Annotated in this window: 14 protein-coding genes and 1 pseudogene; 8 read left to right on the top strand and 7 right to left on the bottom strand. The window is 58.6% G+C overall.

Annotated elements, in window-relative coordinates; translation table 11 throughout:
- Nucleotides 1–100: 100 nt before the first annotated feature.
- The 3 genes and pseudogenes from GKZ67_RS24450 to GKZ67_RS07100 form a co-directional block, all read left to right on the top strand.
- Nucleotides 101–610 (top strand): annotated as a pseudogene (locus GKZ67_RS24450) (hypothetical protein); the annotation flags it as partial.
- A gap of 86 nt (nucleotides 611–696) precedes the next feature.
- Entirely contained in the window at nucleotides 697–1,371 is a 675-nt protein-coding gene (locus GKZ67_RS07105; protein WP_173241718.1) for a sensor histidine kinase, read from the top strand.
- A gap of 205 nt (nucleotides 1,372–1,576) precedes the next feature.
- Complete coding sequence (locus tag GKZ67_RS07100; protein WP_410505045.1) at nucleotides 1,577–2,332, top strand: carbonic anhydrase; 756 nt, start codon at nucleotides 1,577–1,579, stop codon at nucleotides 2,330–2,332.
- Nucleotides 2,333–2,455: 123 nt separating this feature from the next.
- On the opposite strand, the gene GKZ67_RS07095 is transcribed toward GKZ67_RS07100, so the two are convergent.
- Together GKZ67_RS07095 and GKZ67_RS07090 are read right to left on the bottom strand one after the other, a co-directional pair.
- Nucleotides 2,456–3,430: a hypothetical protein gene (locus tag GKZ67_RS07095; protein WP_173241717.1), complete on the bottom strand. Its 975-nt coding sequence runs from the start codon at nucleotides 3,428–3,430 to the stop codon at nucleotides 2,456–2,458.
- A gap of 301 nt (nucleotides 3,431–3,731) precedes the next feature.
- Entirely contained in the window at nucleotides 3,732–6,449 is a 2,718-nt protein-coding gene (locus GKZ67_RS07090; RefSeq protein ID WP_173246536.1) for a DNA gyrase/topoisomerase IV subunit A, read from the bottom strand.
- Between the two features lie 976 nt (nucleotides 6,450–7,425).
- Between GKZ67_RS07090 and GKZ67_RS07085 the strand changes: the two genes are divergently transcribed.
- Together GKZ67_RS07085 and GKZ67_RS07080 are read left to right on the top strand one after the other, a co-directional pair.
- Entirely contained in the window at nucleotides 7,426–7,776 is a 351-nt protein-coding gene (locus tag GKZ67_RS07085) for a hypothetical protein (RefSeq protein ID WP_173241716.1), read from the top strand.
- Between the two features lie 137 nt (nucleotides 7,777–7,913).
- On the top strand, nucleotides 7,914–8,441 hold the full coding sequence (locus GKZ67_RS07080) for a group I truncated hemoglobin (RefSeq protein WP_173241715.1): 528 nt from the start codon (nucleotides 7,914–7,916) through the stop codon (nucleotides 8,439–8,441).
- A gap of 81 nt (nucleotides 8,442–8,522) precedes the next feature.
- Here the strand turns inward: GKZ67_RS07080 and GKZ67_RS07075 are convergent, their stop codons facing one another.
- Both GKZ67_RS07075 and GKZ67_RS07070 read right to left on the bottom strand, forming a co-directional pair.
- Complete coding sequence (locus tag GKZ67_RS07075) at nucleotides 8,523–10,058, bottom strand: hypothetical protein (protein ID WP_217278706.1); 1,536 nt, start codon at nucleotides 10,056–10,058, stop codon at nucleotides 8,523–8,525.
- 401 nt (nucleotides 10,059–10,459) lie between these two features.
- Nucleotides 10,460–12,367, bottom strand: coding sequence for a DNA topoisomerase IV subunit B (locus GKZ67_RS07070; protein ID WP_173241714.1), 1,908 nt, complete (start codon nucleotides 12,365–12,367; stop codon nucleotides 10,460–10,462).
- A gap of 213 nt (nucleotides 12,368–12,580) precedes the next feature.
- Between GKZ67_RS07070 and GKZ67_RS07065 the strand changes: the two genes are divergently transcribed.
- The 3 genes from GKZ67_RS07065 to GKZ67_RS07055 all read left to right on the top strand — a co-directional run bounded on the left by GKZ67_RS07065 (nucleotide 12,581) and on the right by GKZ67_RS07055 (nucleotide 16,048).
- Nucleotides 12,581–13,831, top strand: a complete 1,251-nt coding sequence (locus GKZ67_RS07065) for an AI-2E family transporter (RefSeq protein WP_173241713.1) — start codon at nucleotides 12,581–12,583, stop codon at nucleotides 13,829–13,831.
- Between the two features lie 123 nt (nucleotides 13,832–13,954).
- On the top strand, nucleotides 13,955–14,416 hold the full coding sequence (locus GKZ67_RS07060) for a ferritin-like domain-containing protein (RefSeq protein WP_173241712.1): 462 nt from the start codon (nucleotides 13,955–13,957) through the stop codon (nucleotides 14,414–14,416).
- A gap of 153 nt (nucleotides 14,417–14,569) precedes the next feature.
- Nucleotides 14,570–16,048 carry an exonuclease domain-containing protein gene (locus GKZ67_RS07055; RefSeq protein ID WP_173241711.1) on the top strand — a complete coding sequence of 493 codons (1,479 nt, stop codon included), beginning with the start codon at nucleotides 14,570–14,572 and terminating at the stop codon, nucleotides 16,046–16,048.
- A 14-nt stretch (nucleotides 16,049–16,062) separates the two neighbouring features.
- Here the strand turns inward: GKZ67_RS07055 and GKZ67_RS07050 are convergent, their stop codons facing one another.
- The 3 genes from GKZ67_RS07050 to GKZ67_RS07040 form a co-directional block, all read right to left on the bottom strand.
- Nucleotides 16,063–16,905: a phosphatase PAP2 family protein gene (locus tag GKZ67_RS07050; RefSeq protein ID WP_173241710.1), complete on the bottom strand. Its 843-nt coding sequence runs from the start codon at nucleotides 16,903–16,905 to the stop codon at nucleotides 16,063–16,065.
- A 101-nt stretch (nucleotides 16,906–17,006) separates the two neighbouring features.
- Nucleotides 17,007–18,413 (bottom strand): efflux RND transporter periplasmic adaptor subunit, encoded by a 1,407-nt coding sequence (locus GKZ67_RS07045; protein ID WP_173241709.1) that lies wholly within the window; start codon nucleotides 18,411–18,413, stop codon nucleotides 17,007–17,009.
- Nucleotides 18,414–18,518: 105 nt separating this feature from the next.
- On the bottom strand, nucleotides 18,519–20,060 hold the full coding sequence (locus GKZ67_RS07040; RefSeq protein WP_173241708.1) for a TolC family protein: 1,542 nt from the start codon (nucleotides 20,058–20,060) through the stop codon (nucleotides 18,519–18,521).
- Between the last annotated feature and the right edge of the window lie 9 nt (nucleotides 20,061–20,069).

The following is a 20,069-nucleotide window of genomic DNA, read 5'->3' as shown; positions in this document are numbered from 1 at the left end:
CCATTTTGGTGATAACGCTGGTGCTGTTTGCGCTGGCTATCTACTTCGTAACCCAACGGGGCGGCGGGAGGAGTTTACCCAAAGCTTATTTCGGCGGGCAATGGTAGTGGGACACGCCTACGCCGACGGGCAGGCCCATACCGATTCCGAGCACGAGGCCTCCTACCGACTCTATCTGCGCCAGCTTTACCGCACGCTGCCCGCCGAAGAAGGCCGCGTGTACGACGCTGCCGGCCAGCTGGTGTTTCGGGAGGGCCAGCAGCTCCCGACTACGGCGGTTCCCGCGCAATGGCTGGCTAAAGTCCGCCGCGAAGGGCGCGCCGTGCTTGAGCCGGAGGCGGACTACCACGAAACCGTCGGCCTGCTCTACCAAGGCAGCCGCCTGGGGCCGCTGGTGGTAGTAGCGGCCTCGGTCGATGAAGAAGGGCGGCACCAGCTCCAGAGCCTACGGCAGGTGCTGGCGCTGGGCCTGCTGGCGGCGGCAGCGGTGATGAGCGCGGGCGGCTGGCTGCTGGCCGGGCAGGCCCTGCGCCCCCTGCGCCGCATGGTAGGCGAAGTAGACGGCATCACAGCTACCGACCTTACCCGCCGCCTCACCCAGGGCAATGGCCGCCCCGACGAGCTGGGGCGCTTGGCCCAGCGCTTCAACCGCCTGCTCGACCGCCTCGAATCGGCGTTTGTGGGCAGCGCACCTTTGTGCGCGACGCCTCGCACGAGCTGCGCACCCCGCTCACGGCGCTCATCGGCGAGCTGGAAGTGGCGCTGCTGCCGGCCGCCCGGCCCGCGGCCGACTATCGCCGTACCCTGCGAAGTACCCTCGACGCAGCCCGCCAGCTCAGCAGCCTCACCAATGGCCTGCTGCAGATAGCGCGCGCTTCCGGCGACCCCTCGCAGGTGCCCATGCGCCCTGTGCGCCTCGATGAGCTGCTGCTGCAAGCCCATGAGCAGATACTACGGCGCTACCCCACGCGCCGCGTAGATATAGAGCTCGGGGACGAAGCCAGCGGCCAGCGGCCCGAGGTGCGCGGCAACGAGGCGCTGCTGCTGGCAGCTATTCTCAACGTGCTTGACAATGCCTGTAAGTACTCGGCCGAAGCTACGGCACCGGTTACGGCTACTTTGGTACCGGGCCGGCATCACCTGCGGCTGCTGGTGCAGGACTACGGCTACGGGTTGCAGGCCGCCGACCTCAGCCAGGTATTCGTACCGTTTTTTCGGGCGGCGGCCGTGCGCGGACTGCCGGGTCATGGCATCGGCCTGCCCCTCACGGCCCAGATTATGGCCTTGCATGGCGGCACGGTGCGCGTAACGAGCCAGCCCAACGAAGGCACCCAGGTGTGGCTGGAATGGCCCACGCTGCTCGCGCACTGACACAGAAACCGGCAGCCAAGCTAAGTGCGGTGCGCTTTTTAACTTGCTTTTAACTTCCTTTTAAGAGGCTCTTAATAGCGGAGCCGTAAGCTTGCACTACAATTGCCAGCTGACCCTTTTTGTCAGAAGGTACTATTCTTCTCAGCGCAGGCTTTAAGAAAACTCTTTTTGCTTTTTCAAGCAGTTCATTTTTTATTTCAGTACCGTGCCAACTTCCTCTCATTCTTCCAAAAACGCGCTGCCTACCGGTATACAGGATATCCTGGCCAATAACCGTCAGTGGGTGGCCAGCAAAAACGCCGAAGACCCCGCGTTTTTTCAGCGCCTGGCCAACGGCCAGCAGCCGCGCTACCTGTTCATTGGCTGTTCCGACTCGCGGGTGCCGGCCTCGGGCATCACGGGCACGGGTCCGGGCGAGATGTTTGTGCACCGCAACATCGCCAACCTGGTGGTTCATGCCGACCTGAACCTGCTGAGTGTGCTGCAATATGCGGTGGAAGTATTAGGTGTGCGCGATATTATGATTGTGGGCCACTACGGCTGCGGGGGCGTGGCCGCGGCGGCCAGCAACAAGCAGTACGGCCTCATCGACAACTGGCTGGTGAGCATCCGCGACGTGGTGCGCCTGCACGAAACCCAGCTGCTGCGCATTCCCGACGAAACCCAGCGCCTGCGCCGCCTCGTCGAGCTGAACGTGATGGAGCAGGTGCGCAACCTGGCCAAAACCAACATCATCCAGAATGCCATGAAGAGCGACAACCCGCCCCGCCTCCACGGCCTCGTCTACGACATTGCCGACGGCCGCCTCAAAGACCTGCAGGTAAACGGGGAAACCGTTATCCACGATATGGCGCATATTTATGGCACTGAGGCCATTGGCCACCCCGACCACGGCCCCGCGCCCCAGGCTGAAGCTGAGCAGGCCAGTGCGGAAGCCGTGGCCCAGCTGACCACGAGCTAAGGAGGCCTACTGCTTCTTTAGCAAGAAGCGGAAAGCAAAAGCCCATCAGGCTTGCTTCGGCGGCCTGAGGGGCTTTTCGTTTTTTAGTGGGTAGCAAGTCATTTGCAATTACCCGCACCTCTGCTAATGGGCAGTGGCCCCAGGGGCGGCAGTCGCGTTGGGCGCGGGCACCTTCAAGGATTTGTACCATTTGGCGTGCAGTCGGTCGCGCCGGGCAGCAGCCCGCACCAGCGGCGGCAGCAGCTGTTGGCACAGGCGGTTCACGGCCAGGTCTTCGCTGGTATAAGTTGGCAGCTTAATGGCTTCCTGAAGCATGGCAATAGCCCGCTGGCGGCGGCCCTGGTACTTATACATGCGCGCCAAATCGTAGCAGTACTGAATCCGCAGGGGGTCCAGCTGATGCGCTTTCTCCAGCGCATCCATCGCCTTCTTCGACGTAGCCCCCGACGGGTAACCGCCTAAAAAAATGCGCGAAAATGCCTTTTCGAGCAGGTTATAATGGGCTACCCGGTAGTACCAGCGGCCCAGCAGCTGCCAGGCCTCGGGCAGGTCGGGGCGACGCTCGGCCGCCAGAAATACGTGCGAGCGCAGCTGCTTGAATAGCCGCAGCCGGTCGCGGGCACTGGTCAGCCCGGCTTCGCTGAAAAGCGCCAGGGCCATTGCGTAGTTACTTTCGCCGCCTTCGGGCTGCAAACCCAGGGCCCGCTCGGCATACTCGAGCGCAGCGTCGAAATAAGCTTTTTTGCGGGTCTCATCCGAATAGCGATTGCCGATACTCACGCTGAGCACAGCCGCCCGCCACAGGCTTTCGTAGTGCTGGGCATTCAGCTTAAGCACAGCCTGGTACTCGGCCAGCGCTTCCGAATCCTTGTATTTAGCTTGCAGCGTACTGGCCTGGCGCAAATGCTGGCGCAGGGCAACCGAATCGGGAGCCGGCGAGCTGGCCGCCTTGGGCTTAGGCCGCATGCCGAGCTCATTTGCGGCCGGCACTACGGGCGGCGAAGGCTGAGCCGACGTTGTTTTCTGCGCCAGGGCTGCTTCCGGCACCGCCGCGGCCAGCAGCCCAAGCAACACGAAAACAAAGCGGTGGCGCGACATAAAGAACGGGGCAACCCGATAAAACAGGCACAGACTATTGGATATAGTCCGACAAAGTTGGGGTAAATTAGCAGCAAGCTCCGGCTGCGCTTACGGCTACTTTCAATTCCGGGCCCGCTTGGCCCGCCCGGCACCGGCTTGCCACTGCCAGGGGCCCCTACCCGGCCATCCTGCTTGCCATACGGCAGCTGGCTTTGGCCCAGCGGCAACAGGGCCAAAGCCAGCTGCCTGCGCTGCTTAATTCTGCAGCAACCTACCCCAGCGTGCCGGGGCACCGCGGCCCACCTACGCCGGCCATGTGCTAAAAGAGCCCTAGCTGCGCTTTGGGCCGCCGTAGCAGGGCCTGCGACTGGGCCACCTCCTCATCGGTTACCTCTACATCGGTCGGCAGCGGGGCTTCTAACGCTTCGGTTGCGGCTTCACCGCCTTCCGGCTTGGTGATGCCGCGCTTTTTGGCCTCGCGGCGCTGGGGCGCGGGGCCCTCGTCGGTAAGCAGGGCGAGGCTGTGAATTTTGAAGTAGTTGAGCTTATTGCCCATCGCCTTCCAGCCTTTCACCTCGATAAACTGGTCGAGGCGGATTTTTTCGGTTTCCTTCTCGGCCTTCTTGTCGCGCTGCAGCTTAACTTCTACTTCCGGCTCGGCAAAGGCCGTGGCCGCCAGCAGCTTCGAGCCTTTGCTTTCGGAGATGAAAGTAAAGCGTTTGTCGAGGGTCGTGGTTTCGATGTGAAACCGCTTGATGTAGTGCACCTTGGTTTCTCCTTCCACGTACACGGCGCTTACCACGGTATCGGGCTCCAGCTTGCGCAGCAGCAGCATATTGGGCAGGTCGAAGTGCTTGGCCGGGTCGGGAGCTACCAACTCATAGCTACCATCCTTGTACACCACCAGCACCAGATGCTCGGTGTCGAAGGTGCCCAGGTAGCGGCCGTGCCCATTGTGATTGAGGCGCCCTACCACTGGCTCAAAAAATACTTCTCGTCCGCCCAGCGTACTATCACCCAGCGACTTACGAACTATCTTCTTGATTGGCTGCTTGGTTACGATGTTGCCCATCGAGCCCTTGCCTTTAATAGCCAGCTCGGCAAAGTCGAAGTCGAACTGCTTGACCCGCGCCGGGGCTTTATCCGAGAGCTGAATGGCGACAATCTCACTTTCCGAGTTCGGGTTGGCCGTCAGGTACAGAGTTTTCGTGCCTTTCGTGCCTTTGGTCAGGTCGTAGGTCTTGTCGCGGGTGATGCCCGTTACCAGAAAGCGCTTGGCAAAACTGATGCCGCTGGCCCCGTCCACGTACACCATGTTGTACACCAGGCGGTCGTCGTTTTTATTGTATACGCCCGCATGCAGGATGTCTTTGCCCACAAAGGTCTTCTCCGCGATTTTGGTCACCATAAACGTACCGTCGCGCTTAATGGCAATGATGTCGTCGAGGTCCGAGCAGTCGCACACAAACTCATCCTTCTTCAGGCCGTAGCCCACAAAGCCATCCTGGCGGTTCACGTAAAGCTTCTGATTCGCTACCGCAACCTTCTGAGCTGTAACCACATCAAAAGTGCGCAGCTGCGTTTTGCGCTCGCGGCCTGCCCCGTACTTCTTCAGCAGGTTTTCGAAGTAGGCAATCGCGTAGCGCGTGAGGTTGGCCAGGTGGTCGGCCACCTCGGCCAGTTCGGCGTCGAGCCGCTGAATGTATTCCTCAGCCTTGAAGCCGTCGTACTTGGAGATACGCTTGATGCGGATTTCGGTGAGACGGGTCAGGTCGTCTTCACTCACCGGGCGGCGAAGTACGATGCGGGTATCGTTCGCTTTCAGCTTCTCGCCTTCCACCCGCACAAACTTTTTCAGGCCGGCGTCAATGGTTTCCAGAATCTGCTCCCAGGTTTCACATTCTTCAATTTTTCTATATATCCTATTCTCAATAAAAATCTTTTCCAGCGAAGCCGAGTGCCACTTCTCCTGCAATTCCTGCTGCCTGATTTCAAGCTCACGCTCCAGCAGGCGCACAGTTTTGCCGGTGCTTAGACGCAGCATCTCCTCCACGCCCACGAAGCGCGGCTTGTCGTCGATGATAACGCACGTATTAGGTGAAAGCGATATTTCGCAGTCGGTAAAGGCGTAGAGCGCATCAATGGTGAGGTCGGGGCTGATGCCGGGCGGCAGCTGCACCTGAATCTCGACTTCAGCGGCAGTGTTATCGACTACCTTCTTAATCTTGATTTTATTTGCTTCGCTAGCCTTTACAATGCTCTCCATGAGCGCCGTAGTGGTAGTGCCGTACGGGATGTCGCGAATAACGAGCAGCGTTTTATCTACCTTCTCAATCGTGGCCCGCAGGCGAATGCGCCCGCCACGCTGCCCGTTCTGGTAGTTGCTGATATCGGCCAGGCCGCCCGTCGGAAAATCGGGAAACAGCTGGAATTCCCGATTTCGGAGCACCGCCACGCTGGCCTGGCACAGCTCGCGAAAGTTATGCGGCATAATCTTGGTACTCAGGCCCACGGCAATGCCTTCCACGCCCTGCGCCAGCAGCAGCGGAAACTTTACCGGCAGCGTAGTAGGCTCGCGCTTGCGGCCGTCGTAGCTCATCTGCCACTCCGTAATGTCGGGGTTGAAGACGACTTCCAGGGCAAACTTGGAGAGCCGCGCCTCGATGTAGCGCGGCGCGGCGGCCGAGTCGCCGGTGCGCACGTCGCCCCAGTTGCCCTGGGTTTCGATGAGCAGGTCTTTCTGGCCCAGGTTCACCATGGCGTCGCCGATACTGGCATCGCCGTGCGGGTGGTACTGCATGGTCTGCCCGATAACGTTGGCTACTTTATTGAAGCGGCCATCGTCCATCTCCTTCATGGCGTGCAGAATGCGGCGCTGCACGGGCTTGAGGCCATCTTCCACGGCCGGCACGGCGCGCTCCAGAATCACGTAGCTGGCGTAGTCCAGAAACCAATTCTGGTACATGCCGCGCACGGTAGCAATATCGTGAATGACCTCGCCGGGGGCGAATTTGCCTTCCTCCTCTTCCGCTACCAGCTCAGCCTCCTCGGGCGAGTCGGGCTCGGCAGCATCTTCCGGCTCAGCTTCATCGGCCGGTAGCTCATCACCAAAAAGGGTATGGGAAACCGCGCGGACGGCCTCTGCGTCAGCTTCGCTTGTCAGGGTTTCGGCGGCCGCATCCAGCGTCGGCAAGGCAGCGGCGCTCAGGTCAAAATCCAGCGAGTCGCCCGGCTGCAAAAAGTCAGGGTGGGAAGCATCGGGAGCGGGAGTATTGGTAATAGCCACTGGAGAAAACGTAAAATCGGCAAGCTGCCATCAAAAGTACCGTAAAAATTGGCGCCAAGCACCATTTTTTCAAGGTTAGCCCCTACCATAAAGTTCCCAAAATTATTAGCTATTCTTCAAACTCAATCTACTAAACTAACTGGCAATTGGCAACACTGCTCTACCTGCTTCCATGGCCGGGCAGCCCCAAACTGCGCAGCGAGCGTGTCGATAGCAAGATAACTGCTTCCTTACTACACCCTGGTATTAGCTGTCCGGCTTAGCAGACCAGAATTTACTGCACCGCAGCGGGCGGCAGCCTCAGCAATACAATTACGAGGTTAGGAAATAATCTTAACGTAGAAGCCCACTTACGGCTACCCGAACAGAACTATTGATTTTGTACTGAACATTTATTTTTTTGCTTTATCCAGTGGAACAGGCAGTTTGGCGGGCCAGAAGCTATACTCGTCTGATTAAATAGGTTTGCAACCTGGGGCCTAGTAACAGACCTGCCTAACTTGCACAAAAAACCTAAAAATATATTGGTTTAACCCTATCAGCCAGCCAACTTTTGCTGCCACTCCTGGTTCAGCAACCGACTCTGCCTACTATTTCTGCTCAAAAGCTACGCATGCCCCCACGCTTACCCGCTCGCTTCTCCCCCATTGTTCGTTTAGCTATTCGCCGCAGTTGGACATTACCACTACTGGCACTACTGCTTTGGGCAAACTGGGAGGCCCCCGAAATGCACCACTACGTGCGCCCTATTGAGATGACGGTATGGCAGCTGGCGCCGGTAGGGAGCCCGGGCGCCGCGCAGGCGCTACGCAGGCAGCTGGCCACCGAGCCCGGCGTAGCCGCGTGCGCCGTAAGCCCGCGCACCAATTGCGTGGCCTTCGTGTACCATCCGGGCGAAGTATCGCTGCCGGGCCTTTACGCAGCGATAGGCCGGTACGGGGCTCTGGTGATTGATAACCCGCCCGCCCGCACCACCCCGCCGGCCATTCGCCAGTGCCCCGTGCCAGGCACTTATCTCGACCTGCTCGACCAGGTGAAGTTTGCGCTCAATCTGCGGCGCTTTTTCGTGTCGGCCTAGCTGGTCGGTCGTCTACCCCGAGTTATTACCGCTATCGGCTGGGTAAGCTCCCTGCTGTCCTGGCCGGGCATATGGGCTGACTACGACCCGTTTTTTGCGTTCCCTGCTCCTTTTTCTTTTACCCTTTCACCCTTTTTATGTTCAAACCTCAACTCTCCCTGGCCAGCGCTGCTTTGCTGGCGCTTACAATCTTTACGTCGGCCTGCGGCTCGAAAGACACGGCTCAGCCCGACTCGCTTTACGTGCGCATGGGCGGCAAAAACGGCACCGATGGCAAAACTGGTATCGAAGGCATTGCCGACCAGATGATTGCTAATGTAGGGGCCGAAACCCAACTGCCCAACTCCGTAATGCTGCGCTCACACAAGCCGATGCTCGATGCCAATAATGGCGTAAACGGCCAGCCGCCCACCGACCCCACGCGGGTACAGCGGCTGCGCAACAATGTGGTCGACCAGTTTACCGACATCACCGGCGGGCCTATCAAGTACACAGGCAAGTCGATGCTGGTAGCGCACACCGGCATGGCGGTTACCCCTACCGAATACACGGTTTGGCGGGGCTTGCTCGTTAACTCGCTTACCACCAACAAAGTTGGCACGCAGGAACAAACAGAGTTTCTGGGCCTTATCGATGCCATGAAGAACGACGTGGTGAATCACTAATCCGCACGGCGTTTTAAACTAAAAAGCGCCCCTGGCCACTGGCCAGGGGCGCTTTTTAGTTTAAAATCTTCCGATACAGGCTTACTCGCTCGCGACCGGGACCGCGTGGCTCGGCCGGGCGGACTTCATTGCCCGGGCATGCTCGGCAGCGAAAGCCGTAATAGCCGCCGGGTAGCAGGTTTGAGCCCCTAACACCCAGCCCAGCGAGCTTTCATTGGAACCCGCCACTGAGGCCGTGGGCGGAGCCAGCGTAATGGTAACGGTCGAGTTGCTGGCATCGGTCTGCACCGAGTGCGAGTAAGACGATTCGGTAGTAGACCCCAAAGGAATACCCAGGAAGGAGGCTTTTACCGTTACCGACTGCTGAATAGTAGTGGCAATGCTCTGGTAGTTGGCACTTTTAACGGTAATCGTTACGGTTGGGTAGTTGGAGATGGCTACGCCCGAAAGGTAGCCAAATGGCCCATTAGGCGAAAAATCGACGGAGCAGGCCGGCGAAAAGTGGAAGCCCGTCACGTCGGCCTTCCCGTTGCGAATAGCATCGGTAATGGGTTGCAGCCAAAGCCAGTTCAGGCCGGTGGCGGGGTTGAACGATACCGGCCCGAAGTTAACCAGCGTAACGCCCGTAAAGAGCATGCCGATAGTGATGGAGTTGGAGCTGGTGGCGATGCTATCGGAAAAATAGCTGGCGCTGGCGTCGGTCGAGAGCGAGAAAAAATCGAGAATCGGAATACTGAAGCCCGTCGAGCCGCTCACCGATACCTGGAGCTCGCTGGCGCTGGTACGCGCCACGCCCATGCTCACCGGAATGGCGTTGGAGGTAGCATTCAGCCCGTTGATGATATCGCTGAGCGGCGTAGCCACGTTGTAGGCGGGCACCAGGTTGGAAATGGTGTCGATAGTGAGGCCGCCGTTGGTAGCCGAGGGCGACTGCACGGCCGTGAGGGCGGCTTGTAGGTAGCCATTATTCATGGTCGTGGCATTTTGCAGCGAGATGCTGCTGCCCAGGGCTTGCAGGTAATTGGCCAGCACCGGGCGGATGGGTTGTCCGCTGGCCGGCGTGTTGTTGAGCAGCGCGTTGAGGTTAGGAGCCATCTGAATAGCCGAGAGTGTCGTAGCCGGCTTCGCCCAGGTTGTGGCTATCGTATTCATAATGATGTCGATAGGCTGCATTCCCGGCGTAGGAGTCGGCAATGAGCCATAGGCTGCCTTCCAGGCCGTCAGCAGGGCCATTTGCTGGTTGGTGGCATTTTTCTGGGCCTGAGTGAGCGTAGCCTGGTCAGCCTGCGAAAGCTGGTAGTTGATAGAGCTGAATACCTCGATAAACTGCGTCGTGAAGAAATCGCTGCTCTGCTGGGTGGGCGTCGCATTGGCCTTCAGGTTGTAGTTAATCCAGTTGTAAGTATTGCCGTTAAACAGCAGGTTGCTGGGGTTCTGCCAGTAATAAGGAAAGTTACCGGCGCTTCCAACGCCAAAGCTGACGAGGGGATTCTGGCCCAGGGCAGCGCTCAGCAGCGTGCTGGCCTGCGAGCGAAGCTGCTCGATAAGCACCGCAGCTTCGGCCGAAGGAGTTGCGGCGTCGGTAGCCACGGCAGTTGATTTGGGGGGGTGGTTCATAGCAGTACTGACAAATAGAGGAAATGAATTGCCTACTCTGTTGCGGCTTTTCAGCGGTCGCCGTTGTCATGGGTGAAGCTTCGGATGACGGGTCAAAGGTCTGGCCCGGTGCCGGCCAGCTTTTAGCGTAGAAGCACCTGTTTTTTAAAACAGGTATTTATACTATCCTTGATAACGAGTCATTTACGCAGCACACAGGTACTGCTTATAGCCGCTAGCTCCCGGTCTGCCAAAGGCTGCTCAACGCCTGGCAAAACAGCTGGTGTCTTTCAGGCTGGTGTAAGCAGCTCCGAAGCAGCGAAACTCCGCTTGGCCCAAAAACACAGGTCCTCCGTGCGCCAGCGGCACGGAGGACCTGCGAAGGTTTAATATATATTTTTACTATGTTTAAAAATAACCGGCTACACCAGCGCTATCTCGGCCACCGGCAGCACGTCGCTCGTCACGAGGTCTTTTTCCAGACGCAGGTTGTCGATGATAAACTCCTGGCGGGCGGGGGTATTCTTGCCCATATAATAGGCCAGCACCTGCTGGATAGAGCGGTCTGATTGCAGGATAACGGGCTCCAGCTTAATATTTTCGCCGATAAACTTTCCAAACTCGTCGGGCGATATCTCACCCAGCCCCTTGAAGCGCGTTACCTCGGGGTTGCGGCCCAGCTTGCGCATAGCCTCCTGCTTTTCCTGCTCATTGTAGCAATAGATGGTTTCCTTCTTGTTGCGCACCCGAAACAGCGGCGTTTCCAGGATATAGACGTGGCCGTTGCGCACGAGGTCGGGGAAAAACTGGAGGAAGAACGTGAGCAGCAGCAGCCGGATGTGCATGCCATCCACATCGGCATCGGTGGCAACCACTACGCGGTTGTAGCGCAGCCCTTCGAGGCCTTCCTCAATGTTGAGGGCGTGCTGCAGCAGGTTAAACTCCTCATTCTCATACACAATCTTCTTTTTGAGGCCGAAGCAGTTAAGCGGCTTGCCGCGCAGGCTGAACACGGCTTCCAGCTCCACGTTGCGGCTCTTGGTGATGCTGCCGCTGGCCGAGTCGCCTTCCGTGATAAAAAGCGTCGTTAGCTGTTCCTTCTCAGCGCCATCCTTCACGTTTTCGCCCAGGTGAAAACGACAGTCGCGCAGCTTGCGGTTGTGCAGATTCGCCTTTTTAGCGCGCTGGTTGGCCAGCTTTTTTACGCCGGCCATGTCCTTGCGCTCGCGCTCGCTCTGCATAATGCGCTTGAGCAGGCCTTCGGCCACCAACGGGTTTTTATGCAGGTAGTTATCGAGGTGCTCCTTGACAAAGTCCAGAATAAAGCCCCGTACCGTGGGGCCCTCCGGCCCCATATTGATGCTGCCGAGCTTGGTTTTGGTCTGGCTTTCGAACACCGGCTCCTGCACCCGCACCGAGATGGCGCCGATGATGCTGGCCCGGATGTCGGACGCGTCAAATTCCTTCTTGTAGAACTCCCGCATCGTCTTTACCACTGCCTCGCGAAACGCCGCTAAGTGGGTGCCTCCCTGGGTGGTATACTGCCCATTGACAAACGAGTAGTACTCCTCACCGTAGTCGTTGCCGTGGGTCAGGGCCAGCTCAATATCTTCGCCTTTCAGGTGAATAATGGGGTAGCGCAGGCTGTCGGCATCGGTTTTGTGCTCCAGCAGGTCGCGCAAGCCATTCTCCGACACATACTTCTGGCCGTTGAAGTAAATAGCCAGGCCGGCGTTGAGGTAACAGTAGAAGCGTATCTGATTTTCGAGATATTCCGGGATAAAGCGGTAGTTCCTGAAAATGCTATCGTCGGGCTGAAAGGTAATGAGCGTGCCGTTGCGCTGGCTGGTTTTCACCGGGGCCGGGTCGTTGAGCAGCTGCCCCTGCGAAAACTCGGCACTCTTGAGCAAGCCTTCGCGCACGCTCTGCACCACAAAGCTGCTGCTGAGCGCGTTCACGGCCTTGGTGCCTACTCCGTTGAGGCCCACCGACTTCTGAAAAACCTTGCTGTCGTACTTGCCGCCGGTGTTTATTTTGCTCACCACATCCACCACCTTGCCCAGCGGAATACCGCGGCCGTAATCGCGTATTTGCACCCGACTCTCCGAAATTTTAATCTCGATGGTACGGCCGTAGCCCATTACGTGCTCGTCGATGCAGTTGTCCACTACTTCCTTCACCAATACATAGATACCGTCGTCGTAGGCCGAGCCGTCGCCGAGCTTGCCAATGTACATGCCCGGCCGCAGGCGAATGTGCTCGCGCCAGTCGAGCGAGCGGATGCTGTCTTCGTTGTAATCGTGGGCGGGAGCAGTCGAGGTAGTACTCATATCTTATTAAATCCGTAGAAGGCGCGTTGGCTGGGTAAAATAACGTCAAAAATACCGGCAAACCACTATCCGGCGCCCCAGCCAGGTTAGCTTTTTCAGCCAATATGGTTAGCTAACACCAGCTGCTCCCGCCGGGTTCAGGCATCGGCGCACGAAAAGCCTACGCTTGCCCACAAAACTTCAACTCCTGCCTTATACCCCATACGTACCCGAATGCTTCCCCCTGCCAATCAATTTAATACCCCGCGCAATGTCCCCTCGCCCACGGCCGCTCATGCCCCGGCGCAGGTAAAGCAGTCGCCGCTGGTGCACTATACGTTTTTGCTTATCGGGCTCTCGCTGCTGGTGTATGTGCTGCATACCCTCGATGAGCTGCTGCTGCCCCTGCTCTATGCCATCCTGCTTTCGCTGCTCCTCATGCCCATAGTAGCCCGCTTCGAGCAGTGGCGCTGGCCCCGGATGCTGGCTATCGCTACTTCCATCTTACTTGTTATGCTGGCCCTGGCGGTAATGGTGTACTTTTTTGGCTCCCAGATTATTGGCCTGCGCAACGAGATTCCGCTTATTCAAACCAAGCTGGTAGCTTATTTTGACCAGACGCAGCAGCAGCTTGCGCACCGCTTTAATTTTCAACCCTTAAGCCACGATGAGGTCATCAGCTCTTCGCTCGATACCGCCCGCAAGGATGTGAGCAAGTACCTGGGCTCTACGCTAAGTACTACCCTGGGTATTATAAGCACACTAGCCCTTGTTCCGATTTATATATTTTGTTTTCTATATTATCGTGACCACCTCCGTCAGTTCATGTTTCGGTTTGTGGAGCCCGATAAGCGCACTACCGTGCTGCAAACGGTAGACAATATTCAGAGTGTGGTGCAGGGCTACATGACGGGCCTGTTTATGGTTATCGTGCTGGTTTCGGTACTCAACGCCATCGGACTGCTGGCCCTGGGCGTGAAATATGCGCTGTTCTTTGCGGTTTTTGCCTCTGTGCTGGCCGTTATTCCCTATATCGGCATCACGGTGGGGTCGCTCATTCCGGCCCTGATTACGTTTGTCGAAACCGGCTCGCCGGGCCGGGGCCTGGCCGTGGTGGGCGTGTTTATGGCCGTGCAGTTTATCTCTGACAATATTCTGGCCCCGATGATTACCGCCTCCAAGGTGAGTCTGAATCCGCTCACGGCCATTATTGCCCTTATTCTGGGCGGACAGCTGTGGGGCACGCCGGGCATGATTCTGAGCGTGCCCATCTCGGCCGTTATCAAGGTGGTGCTCGATGCGAACAAGGGCACGGAGGCCTGGGGCTTCCTGCTCGGCGACGTAGGTGATGGCGAGGCCACCACCAAAGACCCCAGCGACGAGCGCGGTTTTATAACCAAGCTGCTGGATAAGGTGCGTGGCAAGCGCCCGCCCGAGGCAACCGGGCCGCAGCTGCCTCCCATCCCGGGCACGCGCTCCCGCTAAGCAACGCCGGATTGGTGGGCACTATGAAACCCAGGGACGGGCAGCACACGTACAGCGAAAGGTAGCTGCTGCTTTTGGGCAGCGATTCTCCTTTTCCACTCAGTCAATCAAGTACAACGTATTATGGCTAACGAAACCATTGCCCGTGCCCTTACCGACATTCTCAACCTCAACCGCACCTCGGTAAAAGGCTACCAGGAAGCAGCCGAGGAAGTAAAAAGCCCCGAGCTGAAAGCCAAGCTTGGCGAGTTTTCGCAGCAGCGTGCGCATTTTGTATCCGACCTCGAAGGCTACGCCAAGCAGTATGGCATGGAAGCCAAGCACGACACGACCGTTGAAAGCGTGGCAACCGATGCGGCCGCCGCGGTGCACCGTGGCTGGATTAACATCAAGTCGGCCATTACGGGCCAGAGCGACTCGGCCGTGCTCGAAGCTGCCGAATCCGGCGAAGCCACGGCCCTGAAAGCCTACGAAACGGTACTGGCCTCGACCGATGTGCCGGCGGGTGCCAAAACGGTATTCCAGCAGCAGCACGACGCTATTTTGCAAGCCAAAAACTGGCTGGCTATGAATAAGGCAAAGTAACGCCTGATGGCTAATGACCAGCAACTAATCAGTAGCCATTAGTTAGTGAAGAAAAGCCCGCCGAATTACTTCGGGGGGCTTTTTCGTGCCCGGCCGGCAACTAACCGGGGCCTTAACTTTGTTGTTAGTGCTCTCCCTCCTATCCTCGCGCCTTTGTACGCCATTATCGACCTCGAAACCACCGGCGGCCAGCCGGCCAATGACCGCATTACGGAGCTGGCTATTTTCGTGCACGACGGCCAGCAGGTGGTGGACTCCTATACGACGCTCGTTAATCCTGGCCGCGCTATTCCGCCCTTCATCACGCAGCTTACCGGTATTACCAACGACATGGTAGCCGGGGCGCCTCGCTTCCACGAGGTTGCTCGCAAGGTGGTCGAGATGACTGAAGGGTGTGTTTTTGTAGCTCATAACGTGCGGTTTGACTACTCCTTTCTAAAAAAGGAGTTTGCCGACCTGGGCTACAACTATTCGCGCAAAACGCTCTGTACTGTGCGCCTGAGCCGCTCGCTGATACCCGGCCAGCCAAGCTATAGCCTGGGTAAGCTGTGCCAGAATATCGGGATTCCGCTCGAAGGACGGCACCGCGCCGCCGGCGATGCCGAGGCCACTGCCATCCTGTTCGACCGCCTGCTGAAGATAACCCAGGCCAGCGACGCTGCCGAGGCTACGGCGGCCGACGCCCTGTCCCGCGTTGATGCCCTGGCCCCATCGGGCCGCAGCCCGGCGGCTGAGAAGAAGCCCAGCCCGCGCCGCGTGGCTGCTATGGCGCAGGCCATCAAAACGGCTTTGCTGCCGCCGCTCATCACGCCCGAAAAGGTGGCCTCGCTGCCCCAGGAAACCGGGGTGTACTACTTCCACAACGAAGCCGGCGAGGTTATCTACGTGGGTAAGAGCATCAATATCTACAAGCGCATTCAGCAGCACTTTGCCGTTGATGTAAAATCGCGCAAGAGCCTGGATTTCAAGAACTCCATTGCCGATATCACCTGGGAGCTAACCGGCTCGGAGCTCGTGGCGCTGCTCTACGAGTCGCACCTCATCAAGCAGCTCAAGCCGGCCTACAACCGGGCGCAGCGGCGCTCGGTGTTTCCGGCCGGCATCTACCTCAAAACCGACGAGCAGGGCTATAAGCGCCTATTCTATGGCCGGGCTGATGCCCGCAACTCGGAGATTCCGATTATTGCGCTGGGCAACCAGTACAAGGCCCAGGGTTTTCTCTATCATAAGGTTAGCAAATACAACCTTTGCCAAAAGCTTTGCGGCTTGTATAAAACCGATGGCTCGTGCTTTGCCTACCAGGTGCATCAGTGCCAGGGCGCGTGCGTGGGCCAGGAGCCGCCCGAAAGCTACAACGAGCGCGTGGATGCTGCCATCGACAGTATTACCTACGAGCACGAGTCATTTGTGGTAGTTGGCCCCGGCCGCCGCGCCGATGAGAAATCGCTGGTCGTGGTGGAGAATGGCCGCTACCTCGGTTTCGGCTACGTCGATGAGACGTTCACGGCCCGCAAAATCACCGATTTTCGCCAGGCGGTGCAGCCTTACGCCGATAATAAAGATGTGCAGCAGATTATCCGCAACCACGTGCGGACCAAGCGCAAGGGCGAGCAGGTAAAGCTATTCGGGTAAGCCGGCGCGGCGTGCTACTTTGCCTGCCAGCTCACATTCAGCCCCATTACGCCCCCTGGCAGCACCGTAGGACTTACCCGCCAGATGGGCTTTTCCACCTTCGGCAGGGCCAGCCCTACGCCCGGCCGGTCGGCCGGATGCTGGCCCCAGCGGTGGCGATGCGAGAGGTACGACAGGTGCGCCGACAAGATGCCCACGCCGGCGCCGGCAAACACGTCGGCTTCCCAGTGCTTGTTATTCAGCATTCGAAACGCGCCAACCGTCGTGGCCAGCGTGTACGCCCCGATGCCGTACCACTGGCTTTTTTCGCGCAGCTCGGTATGCACGATGCTGGCGGCCAGAAACGCCTGCGCTGTGTGCCCCGACGGAAACGAGAGCTTATCGGAGCCATCGGGCCGCTCGTGCTGGGTGGCAGTTTTGATAATATAGACCGAGCCCAGCATCAGGGCCTCCGACTTGACCAGAATAAGCGCCAGATTAATGCGGTCGTTGCGGCTCTCGACGCCCGCCAGCAGCACCCCGCCCAGCTCCACGTAGGGCGACCATTGCAGGTAGTCGTCGAGGTGGTTGTTGAAATTCGGAAAGTGGCGTTGCAGGTCGGCCTTGGCCTGGTACGAGGAGTACCAGCCGTGGTCACCCACCACGCTAATGCCGTAGCCGATGAGCACAGCCGGTACAATACTGGCCCGCACGAGCTTGCCCCGGTACCAGGGCACGGGCAGCGTGCCCGGCGTCGTCTGATACTTATGGAGCGTGGTATCAGCAGGAGCAGCCGACGTGGTTTGCGCCCGCACCTGACCGCCCAGCAAGCTCAGTGCTAAGACCAGGGCTTGCCAGCTAATAATAGTATTTTTCATATATAATAAAAGGAGCGAGCCAGCTTGCGCTGACTCGCTCTTACGAAAATCGTCCTTTTAAAGGACAGCAAAACCGGTTACAAAGGCCGGAAATTGTACCGCTATTTGGCCGGAGTATCGGCCAGCGCCTCTTTGCTGAGGCTGGCGGCATCTTTTACCACTACCGGCGCGCCATCCTTGAGGGTTTTGGAGACGGCGCGGAACGGGCCGCTTGCCACCTGCGTGCCCGCCGGGATGCCGCTCACGATTTCAATGTTCTGAAAGTCGCTGATGCCCGTTTTTACGGGCGTCAGCACGGCTTTGCCATCTTTTATAACAAATACTACCTCCTTAATATCAGCCTTGGGAGCCGCTTTGGTCTTGTCGACCGCCTCGGCCGACCCACCGCCCCGGCCGCCCACGCGCACCCCGCCGCCCTGGCTGGCTTTGGTGGCTGCCGAATCGGAGCGGGTAGTTACGGCGGCCAGCGGCACACTTAGTACGCCACTCTTACGGTCGGCAATGATGTCGACGGAGGCCGTCATACCCGGCCGGAAGGGCACGGTGGCGTGGCCATCAGGGCCGGCCTTGACCAGATGCTGGTACGAAGCCGGCAGCAGGCGCACCCGCACCTCAAACTCGGTGACTGCCTCGGCGGTCAGCGCGTCCTTGGCCGTGTTGGCTATAGCCGTTACAATACCCTTAAACTTCTCATTTTTAGTAGTGTAAGAGTCTACTTCCACATCGGCCGAGTCGCCGAGCTGCACCCGGATGATGTCGTTCTCATTCACGCTCACGCGCACCTCCATGTTGTTGAGGTTGGCAATGCGCATAATTTCGGTGCCGGCCATCTGGGTAGTGCCAACCACGCGCTCGCCCTTTTTCACGTTGAGCTTACTAACAGTGCCGCTCACCGGGGCATATATAGTAGTTTTATTAAGATTCTTTTGCGCTTCCTGCAAGCCGGCCTGGGCGCTGCGCACGGTGCTCTGGGCGGCCTTTATCTGCGCCCGAATGGCTTTGAGCTGCTCCTGCGAGGCATTATAAGCGGCCTGAGCCGCCTCGTAGTCCGACTGCGATATTACTTTTTGCTTATATAGAGAAGCCTGGCGGCGGTAGGTCAGCTCGGTTTGTTTGGCATTGGCGGCCTGCTGCTCCAGCTGGGCCTGGGCCTGGCCCACGTTGGCCCGCTGGGTGCCCACGGCGGCCGACTGCTGGCTCACCATAGCCAGGTAGTTGTCGGGCCGGATGCGCAGCAGCAGCTGACCCTTCTTCACCGAGTCGCCCTCCTGCACGTAGAGCTCAATAATCTCGCCCGAAACGTCGGGCGAGATTTTAACTTCCGTTTCGGGCTGCACCTTGCCCGAGGCACTAACCTTCTCCACGATAGTAGCCGGCCCGGCGGTGGCAGCGGTGATTTCGGTGCCGATAGGCTTGCCTACCCAGCCTTTTTTCTTAGCCAGCGCGTAGCCGCCAATGAGCACGACCACGGCCACAGCCAGAATAATAAGGAGTCGATTATTTTTCATAGAGAAAGTCGGTCGGGCTGCGCTTGCCGGAGGTTTTTACGGGCAGCCATAGGCGTAAGCGGAAGAGTAAGGCGGGCCCGGTATGAGAAGTATTTTTGGCCAGGACTACAAAGCCAGTGGGCGGCCCTGGTAAAAGTCTAGCACCTTGCGCCGGAAGATGAAGGTGTACTTAGCCTGTATCTGATTCGAAACGGCGTAGTTGAGGTTATTCTTGGCAATATTAAACTCCGTGCCGCTAAGCAGACCGTTGTTGAAGCGGATTTCCGAGTTGCGCTGCGTCAGGGTGAGGGCCGCTACCTGGCGCGTGGCCGCCGAATACTGCAGCTGCGCAGCGCGGGCGTCGGCATACGCCTGTTCAATGCTTTGGCGCAACGTGAGGCGGGCCTGCTCGGCGCGCACCCCGGCCGCCTGCTCGTTGATAAGGGCACGCTGCACGCCCGTGCGCACCTGCAAGCCATTGAGAATCGGGACGGACAGGCCAAACTGAATGGCTTTGCCGTAATTGCTGCTCAGTTGGTCTGCGAAGCGTGGCGGCAGGGTTTCGTAGTTGGGCTGCTTGCCTGCAAAGGATACATAGGACGTGGGCTGAATAGTACCATTGGCAGCCCGCTGCACTACTGGCAAATAGACCGAGAGAGAGTCGCCGGTAAGCTTACGCGTTGCGCCGGCCGAGGAGAACAGCGTGGAGAGCGAGCCGTTGAGAAACAAGCGGGGGTAGTAGCTACCGCGGGCAATATCTACGCTGCGGCGGGCGCTCTGCACGCGCAGGTCGGCAGCCTGAATTTCGGGTCTCGTGCCGGTGGCTTGCTGGTACACCGCGTTCAGGTCCAGCGTATAGGGCGCTTCCTGGTCGGGGTCGGGCAGCGAGGGCACCTCAATCTCAAAATTCTGCGCAGTAGCCGGGTCGATGTTGAGCAATTGCAGAAGGGCCAGGCGAGCCAGATTAGCCTGGTTCTGCGACGTTACCACGCTCAGCTCGTCGGTAGCCAGCTGCGACTGGTTGTCGAGCAGCGTACTCTCCGGAATACTACCGGCCTTGAGCAGCAGCTTAGTGCGTTCAATCTGGGCTTGGTCATTGTTTACGTGCAGCTGGTTGGCACGCACCAGCTCCTGCGCCAGCACCAATTGCAAAAACTGCGAAGCCACGTTGAGGCTCAGGTCGTTGCGGGCTTTTTCAATATCCTGCATGCTGGCCTCGTAGTCGAGGGTATTGCGCCGAATAGTATTTCGCAGTATAAAGCCCTGAAAAATAACTAATTGCCCCTGACCGGAAAAGTTATTGGAGCGCGTGGTCGCACTCTGAAACTGCGAGGTTACCGGGTTCACGTAGGTACCGTAGTTCCAGCCCTGGGTGGCATTCAGATTGACGGCAGGCAGCAGTGCGGCCTTACTCTGGCGCAGTATCTGGGCATTGCCCTGGGCGGTAAGCCGATTGAGGCGCACGTCCAGATTGTGGTCCAGGGCATAGTCCACGGCGCGCTGCAGCGACCAGGGGCCGGTAGCGGCCACTGCCGGGGCGGCCAGCGCTGCAGCCGGTGGCGAAGCCGGCCGGGCCGGCTGCGTGGTTTGCGCCGCCAGCGGCCCGGCGGCCAGCAGGCCGGCCAGCCCCAGGGTGGCTCGTAGCAAGCATGTACTTTGTGCAGTCATAAGTTAGGT

The sequence above is a fragment of the Hymenobacter sp. BRD67 genome (genome assembly GCF_013256425.1).
GTDB lineage: Bacteria > Bacteroidota > Bacteroidia > Cytophagales > Hymenobacteraceae > Hymenobacter.
The sequence above is the reverse complement of the archived record's forward strand: the minus strand, read 5'-3'. Positions and strand labels throughout refer to the sequence as shown.